Here is a 20,673-nt window from a genome sequence, read left to right on the forward strand (position 1 = left end):
TTATTTGAGCGGGGTAAACACGTCGGGAAGGCGGGTTGACTGTGTGCCGGGGGCGAGGGCGACCAGAGGGAAGGTCTGAAAGCGTCTGCTGATACGTCCTTCCCGGCTGCGGGTGTCTATGATTGTCAGCCCACGACGCGTGATTCTTGCATGAGCTGGAGGGGTGATATCCAGTACCGGCCAGTCTCCCGGGCTGAGTTGTGGGGTATCTGCCCCCTCCGGCCATAACCAGGTATCATCAGTTAACACCGCCACTGTATTTTCAGGTAGCAACCACTGGACCACATGACGCGATTCCCGCACCGGTTCGCCTGGCTCATTGACCTGCCAGATGGCTGTTGTGACCAGCTGGCGTGGTCGCGCTTTGAGTGAAAGAAGCACGCCACAGGCCTCTTGCGTTGCCCGGCGATCGGTCGCGTATACCGCCCGGGAGTTCACTGCACTGTCTGTACGGAAGTGCCGAGACGGCAGGACGAACTCCACGCCGTCGGCATCGATCACCAGGCGGGAAAGACTGACCTGGCCCTTTACCGGGCGGCGACAGCGTGGCGTCAGGTGGATGGAACACATCAAAGGTCATACCCCAGCTCATTTATCATTTCGTCTGCCATCAATTCGATGACGCCCTTATCACCACGGGCGCCACTGTTACGCTCCCTGTACTCAATGAGTTTTTTTGCGGATCCGCGAGGGAACTTCTCCGCCAGTAACTGACGGGCACGGGCAGTACCGATCGTATCCGAGAGATTTCTGCGTAGCGCGCCGTCTTTTTTGTCTGAGTTAAGCGACCACAGCTCCAGCGGTCCGAGCGTAAACCGGACAATCCGTGCCAGCGTCCCCTGGGTTGTGCGCATCATACATAGCATCGGTACGCCACTACCGTCTGCAGCCGGACCAGCTGGCATACGCAGGAATGCATGAAGATTGTGTTCGGGGATCTTAAAACTGTCCCGTAAAAGTGGAATATCTTCCTGGCGGAAGCGCAGCAGCCAGAGGGTGTTGGCAGAGTCGAGCAGGCTTTTCGGATAGTCGGTAAGGAACTGGGTACTCAGCACCGTGCGGATACCAAACTTACGTTGTTCACGATCCTGCGTATCCAGTGCTTCGAAGATGAAATCAATGCCTTTGACGTTGTGCAGTTCGTCATAGATTTTGGTTTTCATTTCACTATCGAGCTGGTTGATGCGTCGCATAATGCCCGGGAGGTAGGCTTCCGGCAGTATTTGCATTACCTCATCCTGATACTGCGGCAGCAAAAAATCACCCGCAGTGATGTGGCCAGCAAAGAGGAACATGATGCCGGTTTTCAGTCTGCCTGCCGGGGTCTTATCGCCGGCTACGTTGTTTAAGTCTACGGCAATAATGCGTGTGTTCGGGTTCAGCGCAAAACGAGTCCGACTGGCCATCATCGGGTAGTCCTGTCGGGCCTGAATCATGCAGCGCTCAATGTACTCCACCAGGGGCTCCTGTGAGCCGTTACGCTGTATTCGGCCAAAAGTCTCCTGAATAACCTCACTGCGTAGTAGCGCGGGCATATCAGCAAGTTCTGGTACCGCCTGGTAGTGTGCCCGCTGAGCTGCAGATAACTCTCCACGTTCATGCAGGAGGTCACGTACTTCGTACCATGGTGTCGCGGTCCACCACTCCGGATCGTGCTCACCCCACAAACCGGATGACTCCAGTGCCGCATCCACTTCTGGCTCTACGTTTGAACGGAACATGTTTGGCTCAATACCACTACGCATGTCATACGCCAGATCAATCAGGCGATTCACTATTTGCCGGGTATCTGTAGGGTTAGGCGGGGTCCCTTTATCCGGTTCGATACAGAAGGCCGTCAACATGGACGCGATAAATTGCTTCTCTGGTGTCACTGGCTTACGAGCGCCGTACAGGATGTCGAAGACATTGCGTGACTTAGACGGGTCGTTGCTGAGTATGATGCCGACTGCTTCGTCCTTTCTCTCTTCTGGCAGACTGTCACGTATCAGCTGGATTAACCCCATCGCGCTGAATCCTTTATCAATGTGAGCCACATAAGGAAGCGAAACCTGGGCGGAAGATACCTGTATTTCCGTCAGGGTATTAATCAGTACCGATTTACCCAGACCCGAATCGCCAGGGGCAAGTTCGGTATGCTTGTTCTGTCGAGAAGACCCCAGCCCGACTTCCCAGGCGCATCCGTCTTCCGTGTGCAGCATCAGGTTGCCTTCCCCTCGCCAGACGGTACCTGGTCGGTTGAAGGGCAACATCGATAGCGCATGGGAGAGTGGCGGGTAAAGCGGAACAGGGCCGGAGCCCGCTGACGCGGCCAGCATACTGTTGACCCATCCCCTGCGAGGATCACCGAATGTGGTGGTCGTGTTACAGACTCCCCAGCCCTGCAACGCTGATTCAAGCAGCATCTGATTACGGGAGCATATTTCCCGGGTATGCCCCCAGGTGGACGCCACAATGGTCATCACGCAGACCGGATCGCGTTCATCCGTTGCAGCCAGCTGTGTGAAAGCGTCGTAAAGTGGGCGAATAGAGGGAATAAATTGTCCAAATGATGAAATAGTCTTTTTCCAGCCCAGCGCTTTCATCCCGCCAGGCATGATGTCGATTCGTATGCGCCAGGGAACGGAACGTGGAACCAATTTCACAAGCTCATTGAAGGGGCGGGGATGCTGAGGCGGAAGTGTTATGGCCACCATGCCGTGCCACAGCCCCCCTGCATGCACCAGATTACCTTCTGTTTCTGGCGTACAACCAAATACCTGAAGATTCAGGAAGGGAGCTAGCAGTGCTGTAGCGTCGCCCTCCTGAAGCGCACCCGCTGGCGCAGCCTTCCCCGGTAATGCCGGGCGCCATGCGGCCGATGTGCTGTTGCGTGCTGTTTCACGTCTAATTTCATTACAGAACTCAGGCACATCAAGCAGGCGGACAAGCAAGCCGTCTCCACCGCGTACGAGTGCTTTTTCAAGAGTGGTGATAAAGCTATCGTGCCGGATCTTCAGACCAGACATTTGCCAGCGCCAGGGCTCCTGACCAAAGCGCGCGACAGGTGCTTTATCCTGAATGGCCCGAACGGTGGCGTTAAAATCGGTTCGTTCCTGATGACTCACCAGTGTCGGAGAGCTCCAGACGGCAAGCCAGCAGCGCTCACGAACAAGCCACGGAGAAATGACATTGATCTTCTCATTAAGCAGGTCATCCAGCTGGACGCCGATGTGCTGAATTGAACGCATTTGCGGGGCGATCATGGCGCTGACTTCGTCACGCCCTTTTTCCGGGTCACGTTCGAAAATGAAGGCCAGTTTATGGCCGATATTTTTCCAGGTGGTGCTGAGCGTGGACGCGAGGTGCGCGATCATTCCTTCAAACGCATCCGGATGATCGTCTGAGGCTGTTTCCGACATTTCACGCAATGCCCCGGATATTTCGAATACAGAAAGGAAATAGCCATGATGGGTGACACCTATATAAGGCGCTTCCAGCCAGGGTCTGAGCTCCAGATCTTGTTTGTCCAGTCCGATCACCGTACGAATGTCGCAGTAGTCGACAAAGTCAGCAGAGACGGCGAAACGGGAACAGGTATTCATAACGTCTTCAATAGTGAAGACAAGGCGGTTGATATTCATAGCTGCGAAGACTCCACCGGAATGGCGTGTATTGATGGGCGAGGCGCTTCTGTGGGCGCATCTGCGGGATAAGGCTTGCGTTAGGTTTACGTGACAGTGGTACCAGATGACTGTGAGGATAATATTGTTGTCTGCGAGGCTCCTGACAGAACGTCACTGTCCGTCACTGAATCAGGTGTCAGGATCAACGCCACTCCGTTCATTTTTTGTCGCATTTCATCGCGCATGACTGGCGGGAAACGTTTAAGCGCATCTGCATAGTCAGCTGGTCGCCATCCCCCGAAACGTTCTTCCAGAGGAAGACGATGGCGGGTCAGTTCCGACAGTACCCGACGGCCTTCCCGAACCTCGCCTGGTCTGGTGCTGAAGACAGCCTGCAGGGCTTTTCGGTTCAGGGCAACAACATTACGTGGGTGCAGGTCCGGTAGCCAGACCATGACCCCCTGAGCAGCAGCAAATCCGTTGAGGGCATGCCAGGCATGGCATAGGTAACAGAGGTGAAACGGTGTCGTGAGCCGTTCTAATTCAGCATGTTCGATGTCAGACAGCAGACTGGTGTCGGTCAGCAGTGTTTTGGGGATGTGTCGCAAAGCAATCCGGCGGGCGGCAAGTGATGCGTGCTGCATCCCGGTCTGGGCAGCTTTCAGAGCCCGGGCGTGTTTCTCATATTCAACCGGTACCTGCGGGGTGGGACGTGACTCCAGCTGAGCCAGCGTGTCTTTCGCTCTGACGAGTCGGGTCCTGGCATCCTGCGCGTCTTCCGCAAGTCGGGATAATGGCAGGGATTCCGGTAACACAAACAGATGTTTCATGTCAGCACTACAGCAATAACACCGCCCTCCCGAAACGCTCTCGGGGGGAGGAAGTAAAGGGGCTGTGGAATGGACAACATCAGGAACCGGAAGCGGATGTAGCCATGGACAGTCAGGTGTCTTTTTCTTTTTGCTCATCGTTTTCTCCTGAAAGGGTCGGTAAACACCGACCCTTTCCTGTGGTTAGCTGATGCTGACGGAGCTGGTACCGAGCTGTTTCTGGGTTCGTCCCATAATTTCAGGAACGACGACCAGTAATGCGCCGATGGCCAGACCTGCACAGCAGCGGCCTACGGTGATCTGCGGATTGGTGCCCACTTTTTTGAAGGACAGCAGGGCACCGATGAAGATGAACACACCGATTGCCTGGGCGATTTCCAGACCGGATGTTTTACCTCTTTTGGCACCATCAGCGGCGCTGCCTAACATGTCGGCAATGTCGCCATCAGCGAAGGCCATGCCGGGTAACAGGAACGTGACCAGAGCACACAGCCCCTGAATCATGCGCTCGCGGCACTGCATCATGGTCAGCTGGCAGAAAATAACGACGGCATAAAGACGCGCGGAAATAGCACGGAAAAGTGACATAGTGTCTCCTTGGGTTATAAAAAACGAAGTGTGTTAAAAAGAGAGGCCGAGAGTGGCAAGTGCGGCATCGATGAGCTGAGGTGAAAAGACCATACCGGTCCCTGCAAACAGTTTTACTGTCGCAGCGCGAATGCTTTCACTTGAACTGAGTGCGGTGTGCCCCTCAAGCTCTGATCGTCGAAACATATCGAGTGCCGCATAGACAAATCCCACTCCTGCTAGCCGGACCAGAGAAAGTACGGCGTTTGCAGCCCCGGCAGCAACGCCGTAGGTGGCGGGTTGCACATACGCGATTGCATCAAAAGATGTGGCGCCAAAGCCAAGCTGCGCACCACTGGCATTAATGATGGAGGGGAGAGATACCAGCGCGGCGCAGAAAAAAAGGCCAATAGCAAACTTGCCCGGGGATAATGGGCTTCGACTGGAACGTTGCCGGGTCAGAAGTGCGATGAGGCCAAAAAAACCAATCATCTCGGACCAGCTGAACAATAAATCCAGCCCAGCGGTGAAGATGCCCGAAGCAAGATTCTCTATTAGCGTGACGGCATCCAGTGCCATTAGCGCAGGGTTCCTCCGGTTGTCACCACAGAGCGCGTGGCAGGATCAATCTGACGAATAGTGACTTTACCCAGCGTATCCCCCTCCCGGACTGACCAGGTACTGCCCTGCCATTTGATCCACGCCATTCCTGCTTCCAGCGACATGATTTTCATGCCTGCAACAGCACTGGTTGTCTGCCGTTTTTGGGGCCGGGAAGCTGTTTTTGAGGCATCAGAGGTGCTTACGCGGGTTTCCAGAACAGCCAGCTTCTGTGTCAGCTCATTAAGCTGTGCACGCGTTTCTACTGCGTAAGCCTCATCCCTTTTGATAGCATCAGACAGGCGCGTAACGCTGTCTTTCAGCGACGTCAGAGAGTCATTTATCTTGCGGTCACGATCGTTCAGTTCGTCACGGATATCCGTCATCATGCTCGCCCTGTCGTCCTGAGCCATTGGCAGGGACGTATGTGCCGCCGGTTGCGCCGCGGCTGGCGAGACAGCCTGCTGCGGAACAGACTCAACCGTACTATGCTGTGCACCGTCGAGTGTATTTTCAACTTCACTGAAGCTGGTTTCAGACGGCGTATTATTCGTCAATGACAGTGATGGACCGAACAGGTACCAGAGGCTGGCCACTGCCAGAAGCGTTATCCCGAGAAGCCACGGCAGAGAATAGCCAAACAGCAGGTCTCGCTTCCAGAAGGGCGGTTTCTCGCGAGGATCTGGCGCGCCAAAATCATCCTCGCTTTCCAGTGTTTCTTCTTCAGGCATATCAATTTTCTGGTTCATCATTGTTCCTCACGGGTACGGTATCGCCATACTGACGACGGATTTCAGCCTGGCGGCGCGCGATGGCTTCCTGCAGGCGGGTTTCGGTTTGCTGCTCTGCGGCAGCGGGTGCTGATAAGGTGCTATTGATTGCGGGGCGGGCCGCTTTATTGCTACTGACAATGTCGTCAGAAGTAACCGAGTCAACGAAGAGAATGGAGATAACTTCTTTCTGCTTCACGGTGACCTGGCGGAACGGCTCACGGGCCATCTCCTGTTTGATGACTTCCGCACCGGTCTGGGCTGTGCCGCCAACCATTACGCCAGCCACTGTGCTGCCATCAGGTTTACCCACTCGTCCGGTGACGGTACCGACACTGGACTGCATAACCTGAGTGTTAGCATCCTTGTACAGCCCACCAAGATCACCAAGACCTCCCAGTACAGCGGGCAGAACGATGTGTGTTCCCCATCTATGGTTAACATCGGAGGCCACAGAAGACATCAGGTTTTTCTCGCTCTGTGCGCTTGCATTGACGTTCAGCTCCATGCCGTTCCAGCTCATACTGGTAAACCTGATATCCAGTCCATTGCCGGCAAGTTTTACTGACGAACTGTGAAGTCTTGCGCCAGCCAGCGGCCCGGCAGGAATAACCGCAACAACCTCTGAGTTGGGGTTATCTGAATCCACGGCAGTCTCCATATAACCGGCCGCACGCGTAAGTGCGTGGATGAAGACCTGTGCACTCTCTGTTTCCGTTTTTGTCTCTGCCAGGTTTCTTGTGCCAGTCGCTGGCGATGTCTGCGTAACACTTGCCAGGGCAGTTGCCAGCACCGGTGCATCGCCGCCAGTCTGGGCGTCACTGATCCGCTTAAGCAGTTTTTGCAGTTGAGCCTGTCGCTTTTCGTTTGCCTGCTCTTCTCCGGCCGGGTTTTCCGCATGGCGTGATGCTGCTGGCGGCGGAGGTGGCAGGTCCACCGGTTTTGTTTCTGGCACCTTATCCGGAGGGGGTTCCGTGACTTCAAGGCCGACCGGGAGACTGGCGATGAAGGATGAATCGGTCCGTGCGGCTTCCTGCGCGCCTAAATCGTTTGAGGCTTTAAGCAGTTCACGGTAACGCGGGCTCTCCGTCGTGGTGGTTACGGCACTTGAGGCCGTACCGTTAAGGTTGACGGCAGAATCTGTTCCTGAAGGGTCATGTGTCAGCCACGACATGGCCAGATAACCCGCGGTCACTAAAACCAGGGCACTAAATCCAATTATTGAAAAAAGTTTTTTGCCGTTCTTACCGGCATCCTGTTCTGCGCTCATTACTGAAGCTCCGGCGTGACGTGAACGGATTTCCCGTTTACTGAGAAGGTCAGTAACGGGGTGACGGGGAGTTTCCAGAGATGCGTACCATCCGCTGAAGAGAGTGTCTGTTCAAACTCGTCGCGCAGCATTGCGCGGGAACGGACCATCAGATCATCACCGCTTTGCCAGATCGCAGTGTCAGGGACGTTGCCCTGGAATTTAAGGCGACGGGCATCTTCTGGTGGTGTGCCATCCAGAAAAGCCTGCAACGTGGCGCTGTGGAGTGCGATTTTATCGACGGGTACGCCCGGGGCTGCTGAGCCAGGACCCAGACGCGGGACGCGTAAATCCAGCCGACTGTCGATCTCCTGACTGGCAGTACGGGTGTCTGTCTCACCACTTGTCACATTGATCATGATTGGAACATCAAGCCCTTTCAGATATACGGAAATATTCCCCGCCGCCCACGGGCGCAGGGGTGTTATGGCCAGCATGTTGGTTCCAGCATTGAACTTCACATCAAAACTCTTCGGGCTGGCATTAATTGGCGGATCTGACTGTGGCCACGGTACGCCACTGATGTCCGTCAGGGTGACGACGCTCTGGTTATTCATGGCCGTGCGTACCAGCGGGATACTGGCGCCTGGAGAAAGATTGAGGGTTAATGAACTGATACGCGGAACCACGCTTATCATTGGGGCATTTACAGAACGCTCGTTGTCGGTCAGTCGAAGCCTCAATTCGCGTATCTCATCCGCTGACAGAGGCGAGTCTAAACCTGCTGCCTCATCTACCAGCGGCGAGCTTTGTTCCGGGGGCGGGAGCTCTCCACTAATCCGGGTTGCCGGTACACCTGTTGTTTGCGCTTCTGCCGCCTGAGGAGCGGCGGCAGTTGCTGCACCAGGCGTCCTGGCATCCTGCCAGCCAGTATTGTCAGCGGCGGCTACGAGGGCCGGACCACACAGCAGTAGTGTGGTCATGAGATAACGAAGTTTCATGGCGGGAGCCTCAGAGGTTGCGGGGAGCGTTGCGTGAGATCATCTGGCGGATTTCCATCCCGACGGGTTTCTGTCGTGGATCTACGCGCTGGATGGTAATTTCGAAAACAAACGGTTGTTCAGGCTTGCTGGTCGTCTGCCCAACCAGGCGCAAACGTACCGGATACTGCATTGTCCAGAACCAGGTTCCGTCAGACAGACGCCCACGCCGGATGACGACACCAGCCCCTACGGAGCCGGTAAGATTCATACGCTCGCGTTTCAGGGCATCGTAGATATTGGAGTTGGTTAGCGCCTGGATGTAACTGGCGTGTCCTGCTTCAGAGAACAGCGATGCTGTAGAGGATACCTGTTCACGATAATGAACGAAGTCCAGGTTAAAGGCCCGCATCAGAGCCTTGCTGCCAAAGGCGATGGCATCATCCTGGCTCCATGCTGGTTCGGAAGTGGGAGCCAGGCGAACCAGGCGCCCATTGTCGGTGGCAAAGTAATCCCGTGGCTGTTGTATCAGAGCCCAGGTCAGGCCAGCATTGAGGATGATGCTGATAAGCAGGCCACTCCCCAGCAGGAGGTTACTCTTCATCAGCTCTGGTGCCATTTTCTGGCGTTTTTCTGCCGTTTTCATCATGTTCACGGCGTTTTTCAGCGGATCCTCCGCAGGGGAGGGGGCCCGCCCCTTTGCTGGGGGGGCTGATTGTGTCTGTTTTGTCATAGGTTTCAGGAGTTGAAGTTTTTCCAGGGATCGATGTTGTCTGGGATCTGTTCGTTGACTTTATCCAGGGCCGCTTCGCAGACCTTATTTTCCAGTTGCGAAATGATTTCATCGAGCCCGGGGAATTGCGGCAGGGTCACCTTGACGTTCTTGATACGGGACAGACAGGACTGCAGGGAGGATGAGACATTGCTTTCGCGCTGTTCCCAGGCTGTTGCGGCCGCCCTGGCTCGCTCATAACCAGCCTGGCTACCCGCTTCAGCAGCACTTCCTGCTCGGCAGGTTGCCGCCGCAGCGGCGGCAGAAAAAAGCATGAAGCCGGACAAAAGTCCGGCTTTAAGCATGTGATATCGCATTCTCTCTCCTTATCGGCTTAGCGGCCGGGGCTGTGGGAGTGTTCCTGATGAAGCGCTTTTTCCTGTCTGCCCTCCGGCTTTCGGGCGTCATCCCATTGTTTCCAGGTCTGTTCAAAACCGAGGCGCTGGAACAAGGTATCTGCCTGTTTTTCCGGTGTGTAGAGCCGGGCGGGAAGCGGTGTATCCTCTTCCCGACCTTTCAGGTGGAACGTCATCAGCTGAGGTGCGGCACGGGTGGTGCCGTCGGGTTCGAAATTCACCGCCTGTCCGTAGCCTACAAAGCGGGGACCGTCATCGGTGATGGCATTAATAACCAGCTGACTGTTGTCTGTGGTTGGCGTGGCCAGTGCCGGATACAGCGTGCCATCCAGACGAACCATCCCCTGCAGGTGTTCCCCCGCAGACTGGACAAGCAGCAGATCTAACTGGTTTGACTGTGTGTCCATAGAGGCCATGACGGGTACCAGCCTGTCTGGTGCTTCCGTGGACGGTGGCGAAATGCTGGCCGCGGCTACCGGTGACTTTACAGGATGCCTGTCTTCGCCCAGATAAAACTGACGCTCTTCCAGGCGAGGTGGCAGCTTCAGGTCTGTGGTGTACTCAGGCCAGGCCTGTCGGATTTGCTGTGTGAGGCGGCCAAACGTATCGACCGGGAAAGCCTGAAGAGGCTGTCCCTGCTCCGGTCGATCATGTGCCACGGCAAGACCTGTTGAGGCGGACGTCAATGACCAGTTATTTTTTACGCGCTCTTTTTCCTCACCAGGTACCTGCCAGCTGTCACGGGAATTGAGCGTCAGCGTGACCACATCGCCGGTTTTGTGGTGCGCGATCAGCTCCCGTAAATCCTGCCCCCAGTAGGTATGACTTCCACCGCGGTTCTGTAGCTCGATAAAGAAGCTCTTGCCCTTTTGCTCTTTATTTTCGTACATCGCTTCACCAAAGTTCTTGAGGACCGCCGTGACGCTCTGGCCTGGTTTCAGTGCAGAGGGGGCGGGCTCAGCGGGCATATCAGGGACCCGGATGCTGTCGGCCTGCTTAGGCGCTACAGGCTCTGTTGAGGGTGAAACGGCAGGCTGCTTTGCGGCAGTTGCCTGTGCTGACGGCGTCGGTGATACGGGGGGCACGGGTATGCCCGGAGCGTCAGGGGTAACAGCTTCGGGGGCGGCTGTTGCCGGTGACACTGGCGATGCGGCATCAGGTGATGGAGTCTGTCGGTTCAGGTCCGGCGTAGGAATATGTGTTGTGACTGAATCCCTGGTTGCCCCAAACTGTTGCCGCATAGCCTCAAGCTGCGCGCGCTGCGCAGGCAGCTTCATTCGGATATCGAGGTCATATTCAATAATGAGCCGCATGGCCTGCTCTTTAAACTGCGTACTGCCGGTGAGCTCCACCACGCCGCCGTAATAGCGTGATGCCACGGCCAGCGCGGCGAGCACCTTGCGCTTGTCCTCACTCGCACCGTTACACATTTCGAGACGGTTGCCGAGATCGTGAAACGCATCTTCCCCGTCGAGACGGTAAAGCACCTTATTGTCACGCTGTTCTTCCGTTGACAGGGCTTTAATGATTTCATCGAGATCTTCTCGCTGAAGCGGTTCCGGCCTTCGCGGTCCGTAGACAAGCCCATCCGCTTCATGCATCTCACTCTCTGCCGTTTCCTTCCTGCCCGGGGAGGGCTCTGACGTGTTTGGATCCACATCAGCAGTTTGCGTCTGCTCCTGTTTTTGCCCGGTTGATGTTGCTCCGGGGGACTGTGGAGGGATTGGTAATTCAGGAACGATCGGCTCCGGAGACTCAGCGTCTGTTTCATGTGACGCTGCCTCAGGTTTCAGGGTTTGTTTGCCCGTTTCTGGCAGTTCATGGTCTGTCTGTCGTTCCTGAGCAGGCATATGGGGAATGTCATCAGACTGACTGTTCACCCATTCAGCAAATTGTGGGTCGTCCATCTGCGCGCGTATGTCTGCATAATCATCGAGGCCAGGGACCGGTATATTCGATCCTGATTCGACGGCACTATGACTACGCTGACCGGCATCCGCAGAAGATGTCGCGATCGTCCCGTCCGTGGTGCTCTGCGTATCAGGAATTAAAACATCAGCGTCTCGCAGGGACGTGGGGGCGGGTTCATCGTGTTCAGCCTTATTCTCAACCGGTGCCGCACTGATACTGGCTTCATCGGGCGGCATCACCGCTGCCGGAGAGATTATTTCAGGTTCAGGCGGGGCGGGCGGCGCTGGGTTTACTGACTCATCCTGCCTGTGGCTTTCAGACGGAATAACGACAGGTTCATCCGGGGCAATCGAAGACTGGCCGGATTCCTGGCTTTCCAGATTTTCCATTTTTGGGTCCTGTTGTGAGAGAAATTGTGCATCGTTGGGTGCGTAGTCTGTCCGGATATCGATGCCGGCAGACCTGAGGAGGTCGCTGATGTGCTCACGGAAGGCTTCTCTGCCCCTGCTGGTATCGAGATCGTTGAAGTCCGTCAGCAAGCGTGCTTTTTCTTCTTCGGTGAAATCAGGGACGATGACTCTGCCGCCCGTGAGTTCTGCCGCTTTCTCAGCGCTCAGGATGCCCTTATTTTCAGGTTGTCCTGTCTGCGCATTCTTCAGCTGATGATCATTGTCTGCACAGAAAATAAAAGGACTGTCAGGCCAGACGGCACGAGCATTCTGGCCAACGGCAATCATGTTTCCCGCATCAACCGTCATCAGTACCGGCAGACCTGATGCCTCATGCAGAGAGGCTGCTGTGGCATATCCTTCAGCAAACAGCAAAGGCAGGCCATTCTGTGGCGTCCCCAGTGCAAACCAGTTACCTGTTTTTTCACTGTCTTTAAGGATGCGGGCGTCTTTTCCGCCAGTGAGCGGAATACGCTGGTAGGAGCGTATGTCGCCATGCGCATTGCTGAAGGGGATCACAAGTTCTTGCTTATCGTTGATTCTTATACCCGGCGCAGCCTCCACACCCTTACGGGTCAGATAGGCGTTCGTTGTAGCCTGCGGGTAGCGTTCAACATATCGGGCGGCGTACTCCGCCTGCCGGTTGTACTGTTGCTCCAGAGCACGGGCATTGTCTTCACGCGTTTGCTGGGCGTGTGCACGGAGATGAAGACGCGCAAGCGGATCCATCTCGCCACCACCTGAAAACACCCACTGCGTCGGTTTAGCGTCGGCGCTGCGATAATCGCGGTACCATCCGGCAGGGCGCCCGTCCAGGTAAGCCTTGTAAGCTCCGCTTTTCGAACCTTTCTTGTCCTGTTTCGTCGGTACGCGCTGAAGGCTTCCATCCATCACGGGGAGCCCCTTAACCAGCAGTCCTGCTTCTTCGAGTTTTTGAGCAAACTCTGTTACCGGATCGTCCGCATTCATCGACAGTTCATGGGGGCGAGGCATCCATCGCTCGAACCTGGTCAGGTCGGCTCCTGGTCGGGCATACCAGAGGCGGTGCTCATCGTCCCATTTAAGGGCTTTCTGCCCATCGCTGAGACGCGGGTGGGCGTTGATGGCGTCGTCCTTCTCTTCGTGAGGTACGGCAAGCCATACGCGGTGACTTTTTTGCATGGTCACATTCCTGGAAGATATTGAGGGAGTAGCGCGGGGGCGCTATGGGGAACGAACGGGTTACATCGGGTTCAGAGACCAGTCCAGTCTCGTGGTTTTTCAACAAAATGCCGGTACCACCAGGGGCGACCGGAGGCAATCTTTCCCCTGAAGGTACTTATTACGCGCAGGCAGATAGCCCGTACACTCCAGCCAAAGAAATTTAGGGCAACAAAGAATCCCAGAATGGCGGAACAGATATACAGCGTCTTCATGGACGGCCAGCGAAACCAGACCAGATACAGCAACAGGAACGGCAGCGGGATACCAAAAAAGGTGACAGGCGGTGTGGCATAGCGCCAGAATCCTTCTCGTTTCAATGTCTAAGCTCCTGTGTCGGTAGGTAGAGTGCCGCTTCGTGTCTGTCTATATCACCCGTTACGTAACCTTCACGCACTTGATCGACAATGCGCCTTTTCTCCAGTCTCAGGATGTTATCGATGTGGGCCGGCCACTTCTCTGACGGGAGATTCTGTAGTGCATCGCGTAGCTCATCGTCGAAGACGATGTATTCCCGGAGAGCCCGGCGTTTGCCGTCTGTCGTTCTGACAAGTACCTGGACTACGATAAACCGTAACATCCCAAGCATCTCCCAGGCGCGTGCATCACGAATCTGAGGCGGGAACAGACCAAGCAGTCGGTTCAGGGTTTCACCTGGTGATTTAGAGTGCAGTGTACCGATGGTTAAATGTCCGCTTTCACCGGCCTGGACAGAAGCCTCTGCTGTTTCCGTGTCACGAATTTCCCCGATACCGATGACCTCCGGGTTTCGGCGCATTGCGGAGCGAAGCCCATCTGCAAAACTTGCGACGTCACGTCTTACCTGAGCCTGATGCGGCGGCAGAAGGTCGTCGGGGCGGCCGAGAATGTACTCTACTGGATCTTCGTAGGTCACAATTTTGCGATCGGGCTGTGTGTCCTGGCAGTGGCGATACAACGACGCCTGCAACGTTGATTTACCCGAACCCGTTTCACCGCAAATAAGACCCAGCCCGGTTTTTGGCAGCATTGCCGCCGCCAGATCGGGCTCGATACCCAGCTTCAGAAAATCGGGAATGATGTGGGGGATCACACGCAGAGTGACGGAGAGAGCCTTTTCTTCCCGGGCAGATGTCCCCTGGATGATGTGCGCGCGTAGCCGCACGCGTTCCCCCCTTTCCAGGCCATATCGCCCATGCATGTCGCCGTCGATTTGAATGGCTCTGTCCAGCGGGCTTCCACCCTGCACTCGGGGGCGCACTTCTGGCCCCAGCAGGTCGTCAAGCATATTTCCCAGCATGATATTCGGCAGTATGGTGTCTGAGACTCTCTCACGTCGGCCATAACGACTCACTGAAACTGGTGAGCCGCCAACCAGATCCACATCACTGACTCCATGTGCCGAACACCAGGCAAAAAATGTCCTGAACTCGTCGGCGGTATAGGCACCGCTGAACGGGAAAAGCCCGAACGAGTCAGGGATAGCTGATATGTTCACGAGGAAAACTCCTTACTGGATGGTAACGGACGGGCGCCAGCGTGATTTCTGTAGCTCAAACGATGCATGTGATTTGAGTCGGCGAACACGATCGCCGGTAACGAGCTTCTGACCACTGCCAGTAACAGTCTGCTGCTGCTCGGTGACTTCCGGCCGGGAAATCATGCCCCGTCGCCAGAGCAGGGAATAAAGCATCATGCCGCGATAGTCCCGTGTGAGTTGATTCATGCTGGCCTCAAAGGTCAGATCGGCATTTTCGCGACCTTCCTGCCAGCCTTTTTTCAGTGCGTCTTCCCAGACCTTTCTCTGGGCGCTGTCTTCCGGCACAACCAGACCTTCTGTGCCAGGGGTTGCCGTGGTGGCCAGACCGCGTAGTAACCAGCTGCGCCAGCTGGGCGGGTTACTGACGAATCGCTCCGGTCGGATGATGGTCCAGACTTTTGAGGCTGTGCGAATTTGATCAGGAGTGATGTGTGCTACATCCTGCGCTTCATCAATAACCGGAGGAAGCCAGCCTTCAGGGCTGATAAGTGGACGGAAATCGTAAAGGGCATTGAGGGTGGATTCGCGGGCGTTGAGTGCCTGGGTTAACTCCCATGCCCGCTGGGATTTTCCTCCCCGGAATCCCAGTGTTCTGCCAGCATCAGTAAGCATCTGCCAGCGCGTTTCGGACAGACCTTCTGGTCTTTGTCGCTCCGGGTTGAGCCAGGCCTGCATATCCGGAGGTGGTGCCCCTGTATCTGTCGGTGAAGCCGGCCGCTCTCCTGCACACCCAGTCAGGAGCAGAGCAGGGAATAGTAACAAGAGAAAGCATTTCATTTCTTTCTGGTCTCCGGTTGCATGAAGTTGAGCTGGAGCAGCCCAGGGTACTGATTCAGGGTTGCGCGCCATGCGGTCTGCGCTTCGATAACGCGCAACACATTGCTGAACGTCATGCCACGAACGTGCAATGTTACGGGCAAGGGCAGGCGAACGCCGCTGTAGTTGAACTGCAGGCCACGTGCCCGCGCCAGTTCATCCAGTAGTTCCACAGCATCACCTTCCCAGTCGAAAGAGACGTCAGCGCTGTTGGAGCGAATGATCTCCATGGATGATGGCACGGTTTTCGAACCGGACCAGACACCGTTATTCCACATCTGATACTGTGTGTGACGGGTAACGGCAACGGATGAGGCCGCGCCGTAACGGTCGGGGGAAGGAGAAACTGGAGACGTTGATGGCGTAGTCCAGGACTGGCAGCCGGCGAGCAGGGAGATGGCCAACACGCCGGGAAGCATTAAATAATTCATGGTAGTTACCTTGCCGGGGGGCGACGGAGATTAAAGCCAGAAGATTCAGTGGGCGAGGCTTATGATGCCGTTAATTTTGATGTTTACTTTTCCTGCGTATCCAGCCAATTAATTCAGCTGGTTGATTATTTGCGGTCATCCAGAATAAAAGTCCGAATACAGAGAAAGTGAGATAAAACTGCCTGATGGTATCGTCAACACGCTCTTTCCAGTGATCCTCATCAATTAATACCGTTTTGCATACCTGAGGCATTACAAGAGGAGATGGCGGGCCGCTATCGTTTGATTGTTTACATTCTCTTACCATGCCTGGTGGTGCATCACCGGTAAGTGATCGGGCCTGTTCAAGGAAGGTGTCGGCGAGCGAGTGGTTGAATCCAAATAACATGAACAGAATAAAAAAACCGGTGGCTGGCGCAGTTATCAGGCTGCTGAAAGCAACACTGCTGATCTGATGCAATACATGTACATATCGGAAAGATTTCATCTTCAACGGTCTCAGCGGGAGAAAGTTCGGGGGGATTACAGCCAGTGCACAGGGGATAACACACAAAGAAACGGCAGAGGAAGCCCATTGCGGGCTTCCCCTAAACTATCAGAACGTGAACTGCAACTGTGCGACCGCACCGTAGGTACGATCGGTTCCTGCAATACCGGTCAGGTCCAGATGTACTACGTCGAAAGGAGAGAAGCCCAGACCCGCAGTGAAAGCGTTGCCCTCGCTGGAGACCATGTTCTGACGATAACCCGCGCGTACCTGCATCCAGTTCCAGGCATTCAGCTCGGCACCCACACTGGCGAACTGGCGTTTGTCATCTCGCTCAAAGCGGCTGGCTTCGGTCAGATCCACATCGAGAGCGGTGGTCAGGATACTGTTACTCCATGCCACGCCTGCAGTGGCCTGTGGTTTTACTTTGAATGTTTCTTTCTCACCATTCACTGCTTTAGTGTCAACGGTGCGGGCGATGATGTTCTGTACCGCGAGACCCAGCATCCAGTTGTCGCCGAGGTTTGTTGCCAGACCGATGTCGGCGTTAAATCCGGTTTTAGTATTGCGGTAGTCATCCGAATTCAGGTCATTTTTGTCGAAGTCGTTTACCTTTGCGCTGTAGTTGAAAAGATCGATGCGCTGATACTTGGGCGTGATCCCCAGTGACCAGCTATGTCCCGCTGTTTCAAATTCGTGCGCCATAGCCACACCGACATCGGTGATAACGGCAGCCCGACCATAAGCGCGGGACGTTAGTGCATCCTTGTCTACCGTATCTGACGGGATGGCGCCGCTGGCGATATTATCGAGATACTGTAGATCGTGATCACTGACCTTGCCGTTTACGGAAACGGTGCCCCAGGACTTCACGACAACCGCAAATGGAAGCACCTTATTAGGAGTGGTAGCAATGACAGATGCCCCGACCTGTCCGTTTGCTTTTACGTCCTTCAGGTCTTCCAGCTTGTTGCGTAATGCGGCTGCACTTTCGCTGACACCGCTCTGGCGGTCAACTGCATTGTCAAAATTGTTCCACAGATCCTTTACGTCATCGGTATTATCGATGGCATTATCTGGGTCTGCTACCTGGACACCTACGGACGGCAGCACCAGGCTGAAGTCATCGTTCGCGCCAAATTTCGTCAGGAGTGCCGGGTTGGATAAGGCAGCTGTACCGTAATGTGCGGAAGCTACGCCAGTCCCGCCCATCGCATCGCTGCGGGCTTCCATATAAGAGGTTGCAGCTCCTGCATGAAATGCCATCATGACGGCGGAAGATATCAGTGTTTTTGCGATGTGAGTCTTTTTCATAAGTAAAATTCCTGTAGTCCTGTCTGGATTTAGGGCAAAAGAAGGTCCTGATGCGGCAGCATCAAAATTTTCTTTTTCTTTTTTAATTCAGATTTTCAGCGTGGTTTAAAGCTGTCTGAATATAAGTACGGGTAACGTTGTTCCGTGTTCAAGTGCTGTTGCCAGCCCTGCACCTAAGGTGACGGGGCGGATAGTACCTGTTGCTGCGTGTTCCCTGAGGAGTCGCTCTTTCCAGCATTCCTGCTCTGTATTCAGGGTGCGCGTAATAATGGATAGCACCGGAAAATATGTCAGCTGAGATGAAGATATTTTCTTCTTAATTAATATGCCGTTTCGTTCCTGATCTTTATCCTCAGTTGTATTTTCAGTCTTCCAGAAAATAATGCTGTCATTATTGTTTTCGGCTGAAGGAATAATTACCTCCCGGAAAGTTTCTTCCGTTTGTGGCCATTGATGACTCGCGCTGCCTGTGTCAACAGGGGGAACGTTGCTTCCAAGCAACCAGCCAGGAGAAACGAAAAACCAGTCAGCGAGCGCCTGGAGAAGCGGGGTGGACAGATAGTCCATTGTACGTTCCCTGTCCTGTAGCACACTAACCCGAACATTCCATGACGACAGCAGTTCTGCGATGTCTGTCGGGCTAAGCTCGTGTGACTGCATCAGTAGCTCAAAGCGGTCTATAACGCTGATTGCAGTATTACTGAATGGCAGGAAGATATCGCGAAAAGAGCCTTCAATTACCATATTCAGCAACTCTGACTGAGAAATTCCAATTTTGCCTGACAGCTCATCAATCAGTTGACGGGTACCAGGTCGCAACCGAAGTGATGTGGTCTGCATGGGCTTCTTATCATTGCGCTGAAGCAGTTCTGCAATCCTGTTCCGATCAAGGTCGGGGAGCGCCAGAAGCGAGGTGAAAATTGCTGTAAGACTGTTTGCCACATGGTCCCCTTAAGTGAAATTAGACTTTGTTTCTCAGTGGGTTAGAGAATAATTAATCGTGACGCGTATGTATAACGAGTTAATTCGATCGTGTAGATCGACTGCGTTTGCGTGTTCGTTTTAATTACGTTTGTGTATTTGCTTTTTTTTACCGCGCTTTCCGGCGCGGCCGAATGAGTACAAGCACGCCGGTTTCAGGTACGGTTATCCAGCGCCATTCCTGTAAAAATGTTTGCAGCCGTATCCCGTTTCTGATGGCTGGAGGTATCGTGACTGTGGTGCAGCGCCAGCGGTGCGTTTCCCCCATTTTTGACATCAGGATAGTCATGCTTTTCAGGTGTGCCGGTCGCATCAGATGGGATGTGAAGTACACCGGCGCGCTGTCTCTTTGTAGCGCCAGCTGCAACGTGGCCAGAAAGCTGCGGTGAAAGCGTGCCGCGCGTCGGAGATTAAGATGGCCAACCCGGTCAAATGTCGACAGATGCAGGGTTGTGTAATGCTTCTTACGATGTCGAACCAAGGCCGTTCGGAACCCTTTCCAGGGCGTCACGGCACTGACGATTGTCATTATCGGGCAATACAGCAGTAGCGTTAGTGGTACTGCTGAAAGGAAAATCAGAAACACAGCCCCTCCAGAAGAAAAGTTATACCAGGGCCGACAGTGCCAGGTCGGGGTTAAGCGGACATATCATGATGTGATTGTTTGTCCTGACAGGAAGCTCTCCCGGCGCGGGGACTCGTTCGCCGCGCTGGGCTGCAAGAGCCAGTGTCCGCAGTAGCAGTTCGCTGGCGCGGGCCAATGCAAGTTCGCGAGTCGGCGCTGATACCGTCAGATTTTCGAAATCGCATAGCATTACCTTGATGTCACCTGACTCTTCGCTGTCCTGCTCGACCTGGGCAGGATAGGGCACGAAGTAGGGGGCGATCTTTTGAGTCTGACGCCGTCGCGCGTCCAGCTTGCTGACCAGCTGGTAAGCTCTCAGATGGGTGTAGCGCTTTAGCATATTCATCGAGCGGTGGCCTGATATAGCTGCGACCTCCATAACGTTCAGCGTACCGAGTTCGAAGAAACGGCTGATGGCCTCGTGCCGAAGATCATGAAAATGCAGATTTTCGATAGAGAGTTCCTTGAGAGCATTTCGCCAGGCGCTTTTGAAACCGGATGACGTATAGGAAAACAACTTACCTTTTAGCTGGGCCGGCATCATCTGAAGGAGGTTACGAGCCTTACGTGAGAGAGGAACATCTCGCGATGAGCCATTCTTGGTATCTGGCAGATGTGCTACGCCGTGCTGCAGGTCAATGTATTCCCATTGCAGGTTAAGGATTTCACCCTGGCGCATGGCTGTCTCAAGCGCGAGATGAAAAATTATATACAGCATTAAGTTTCGTTCGCGGAAATAACGGGACAGTCTGCGCTCTTCACTGGATGTCAGGCGGCGATCGCGACCTTTGGATACTTTAGGTTTACGCACCAGTTCGACCGGATTGCTACGACATGTCCCCCATTCCACTCGTGCAATTCCAAAAAGTGATGATAACAGCGCCAGTTCAAGCCTTACTGTATTGCCAGAGATAGGGTTCCCAGTCCTGGGGTTGCACTGCGTCAGCCTTTCATCACGGTAGGCTGCAATATCAACTGTGGTGATCTCATCCATGTTCCGGCTGGCCAGTGGGTGCCGTTTAATCACATTGACCCGGTAAAATTCCTGAAGATGGCCCTTTTTGTGAACTGATACCGACTCGTAATATTTATCGAGTCCCCGACTGAGGGACATTTTTCTTAAACGCGCAACAGAAGACATTATTACTCCCAAAAAGGCGAAGAAAATAAAGCCTTGCGCGAAAAATGCAATAACACTGTCAATCCGGTGC

Annotated in this window: 19 protein-coding genes and 1 pseudogene; all 20 read right to left on the minus strand. The window is 54.5% G+C overall.

The features are described from left to right. The gene (locus ACOTX4_RS22385; protein ID WP_170965316.1) at window positions 1-570 is read right to left on the minus strand and encodes a conjugal transfer protein TraV; all 570 of its coding nucleotides are present in this window, start codon (window positions 568-570) and stop codon (window positions 1-3) included. Further along, window positions 570-3,623, minus strand: coding sequence for an ATP-binding protein (locus ACOTX4_RS22390; RefSeq protein ID WP_137042058.1), 3,054 nt, complete (start codon window positions 3,621-3,623; stop codon window positions 570-572). The genes ACOTX4_RS22385 and ACOTX4_RS22390 overlap by 1 nt, the downstream gene beginning before the upstream one ends. An 86-nt stretch (window positions 3,624-3,709) precedes the next feature. Further along, complete coding sequence (locus ACOTX4_RS22395) at window positions 3,710-4,435, minus strand: conjugal transfer protein TraT (protein ID WP_247607310.1); 726 nt, start codon at window positions 4,433-4,435, stop codon at window positions 3,710-3,712. 183 nt (window positions 4,436-4,618) lie between these two features. Continuing rightward, on the minus strand, window positions 4,619-5,023 hold the full coding sequence (locus ACOTX4_RS22400) for a DUF6750 family protein (protein ID WP_095427107.1): 405 nt from the start codon (window positions 5,021-5,023) through the stop codon (window positions 4,619-4,621). A 33-nt stretch (window positions 5,024-5,056) separates the two neighbouring features. Beyond that, on the minus strand, window positions 5,057-5,581 hold the full coding sequence (gene traQ, locus ACOTX4_RS22405; RefSeq protein WP_047625719.1) for a conjugal transfer protein TraQ: 525 nt from the start codon (window positions 5,579-5,581) through the stop codon (window positions 5,057-5,059). After that, a complete protein-coding gene (gene traP / locus ACOTX4_RS22410; RefSeq protein WP_123839398.1) occupies window positions 5,581-6,354 on the minus strand; it encodes a conjugal transfer protein TraP in 774 nt (257 codons plus the stop codon). Before traP ends, traQ begins: the two co-directional genes overlap by 1 nt. Further along, window positions 6,335-7,642 (minus strand): conjugal transfer protein TraO, encoded by a 1,308-nt coding sequence (traO, locus tag ACOTX4_RS22415; RefSeq protein ID WP_095427106.1) that lies wholly within the window; start codon window positions 7,640-7,642, stop codon window positions 6,335-6,337. Before traO ends, traP begins: the two co-directional genes overlap by 20 nt. Beyond that, entirely contained in the window at window positions 7,642-8,622 is a 981-nt protein-coding gene (locus tag ACOTX4_RS22420) for a DotH/IcmK family type IV secretion protein (RefSeq protein ID WP_137042059.1), read from the minus strand. Before ACOTX4_RS22420 ends, traO begins: the two co-directional genes overlap by 1 nt. A 10-nt stretch (window positions 8,623-8,632) precedes the next feature. Then, window positions 8,633-9,250 carry a DotI/IcmL family type IV secretion protein gene (locus ACOTX4_RS22425; RefSeq protein WP_247607314.1) on the minus strand — a complete coding sequence of 206 codons (618 nt, stop codon included), beginning with the start codon at window positions 9,248-9,250 and terminating at the stop codon, window positions 8,633-8,635. An 89-nt stretch (window positions 9,251-9,339) separates the two neighbouring features. Next, the gene (locus tag ACOTX4_RS22430; RefSeq protein ID WP_022649990.1) at window positions 9,340-9,690 is read right to left on the minus strand and encodes a hypothetical protein; all 351 of its coding nucleotides are present in this window, start codon (window positions 9,688-9,690) and stop codon (window positions 9,340-9,342) included. 1,283 nt (window positions 9,691-10,973) lie between these two features. Next, window positions 10,974-13,250 (minus strand): annotated as a pseudogene (locus tag ACOTX4_RS22435) (LPD7 domain-containing protein); the annotation flags it as partial. 71 nt (window positions 13,251-13,321) lie between these two features. Next, window positions 13,322-13,609, minus strand: coding sequence for a hypothetical protein (locus ACOTX4_RS22440; protein WP_022649988.1), 288 nt, complete (start codon window positions 13,607-13,609; stop codon window positions 13,322-13,324). Continuing rightward, entirely contained in the window at window positions 13,606-14,751 is a 1,146-nt protein-coding gene (gene traJ, locus ACOTX4_RS22445) for a plasmid transfer ATPase TraJ (RefSeq protein WP_137042072.1), read from the minus strand. The genes ACOTX4_RS22440 and traJ overlap by 4 nt, the downstream gene beginning before the upstream one ends. A gap of 27 nt (window positions 14,752-14,778) precedes the next feature. Then, complete coding sequence (locus ACOTX4_RS22450) at window positions 14,779-15,585, minus strand: type IV secretory system conjugative DNA transfer family protein (protein WP_022649986.1); 807 nt, start codon at window positions 15,583-15,585, stop codon at window positions 14,779-14,781. Continuing rightward, entirely contained in the window at window positions 15,582-16,055 is a 474-nt protein-coding gene (locus ACOTX4_RS22455; RefSeq protein ID WP_137042061.1) for a DotD/TraH family lipoprotein, read from the minus strand. The genes ACOTX4_RS22450 and ACOTX4_RS22455 overlap by 4 nt, the downstream gene beginning before the upstream one ends. A gap of 70 nt (window positions 16,056-16,125) precedes the next feature. Next, the gene (locus ACOTX4_RS22460; RefSeq protein ID WP_137042062.1) at window positions 16,126-16,542 is read right to left on the minus strand and encodes a hypothetical protein; all 417 of its coding nucleotides are present in this window, start codon (window positions 16,540-16,542) and stop codon (window positions 16,126-16,128) included. 108 nt (window positions 16,543-16,650) lie between these two features. Then, entirely contained in the window at window positions 16,651-17,856 is a 1,206-nt protein-coding gene (locus ACOTX4_RS22465) for a conjugal transfer protein TraF (protein ID WP_047625714.1), read from the minus strand. A 105-nt stretch (window positions 17,857-17,961) separates the two neighbouring features. Beyond that, window positions 17,962-18,798, minus strand: a complete 837-nt coding sequence (locus ACOTX4_RS22470) for a hypothetical protein (protein WP_137042063.1) — start codon at window positions 18,796-18,798, stop codon at window positions 17,962-17,964. Between the two features lie 148 nt (window positions 18,799-18,946). Continuing rightward, entirely contained in the window at window positions 18,947-19,423 is a 477-nt protein-coding gene (locus ACOTX4_RS22475; protein WP_137042064.1) for a hypothetical protein, read from the minus strand. A gap of 19 nt (window positions 19,424-19,442) precedes the next feature. Continuing rightward, a complete protein-coding gene (locus tag ACOTX4_RS22480) occupies window positions 19,443-20,603 on the minus strand; it encodes a site-specific integrase (RefSeq protein ID WP_247607315.1) in 1,161 nt (386 codons plus the stop codon). Window positions 20,604-20,673 lie beyond the last annotated feature (70 nt).

It is taken from the genome of Enterobacter cloacae complex sp. IR5459 (genome assembly GCF_049238005.1).
Classification (GTDB): domain Bacteria; phylum Pseudomonadota; class Gammaproteobacteria; order Enterobacterales; family Enterobacteriaceae; genus Enterobacter; species Enterobacter hormaechei_C.